The 438-nt window shown below is 56.2% G+C and carries 1 protein-coding gene; it reads left to right on the top strand.

Annotated features, from left to right (window positions below):
• A partial coding sequence (locus tag I6A82_RS14480) for an integrase core domain-containing protein (RefSeq protein ID WP_198095675.1) occupies positions 1-255 on the top strand: 255 nt, incomplete at its 5' end.
• Positions 256-438 lie beyond the last annotated feature (183 nt).

Here is a 438-nt window from a genome sequence, read left to right as displayed (position 1 = left end):
GCCTGGAACATGCGTTCGTCGATGAGTCGCAAAGGCAATTGCTGGGACAACGCGCCCACCGAGAGCCTGTGGGGCAAGCTCAAGACAGCCCGCCTGCATGGTCACAGGTTCGCCACCCGCCGAGATGCCATGGACGCCGTCATCGACTGGCTGGGTTTTTACAATCACAAGCGGCTACATTCGACACTGGGCTATCTCAGTCCGATGCAGTACGAGCAACGCTGGCACGCGGCACAGCACAAGAAGGCCGCGTAATCGATGAGTTAAGAACTCCGGCAATCAAGGGCAACCTCAATGCGATATTTGCGGAAACTGCATCAAACAGTTTGCTGACAAAACCAGTAGCCCGCACATTGAATTTCATGAGGCCCGCCATCGTCTGGTTATAGGTAGCCTCCTTCTGGCGGCTCATCGAAGCCCTGAATAGCGCGGTCAGCA

The sequence above is a fragment of the Novosphingopyxis sp. YJ-S2-01 genome, assembly GCF_016093175.1.
In the GTDB taxonomy this organism is placed as follows: Bacteria; Pseudomonadota; Alphaproteobacteria; order Sphingomonadales; family Sphingomonadaceae; genus Novosphingopyxis; species Novosphingopyxis iocasae.
This window is presented reverse-complemented; position numbering and strand designations above follow the sequence as displayed.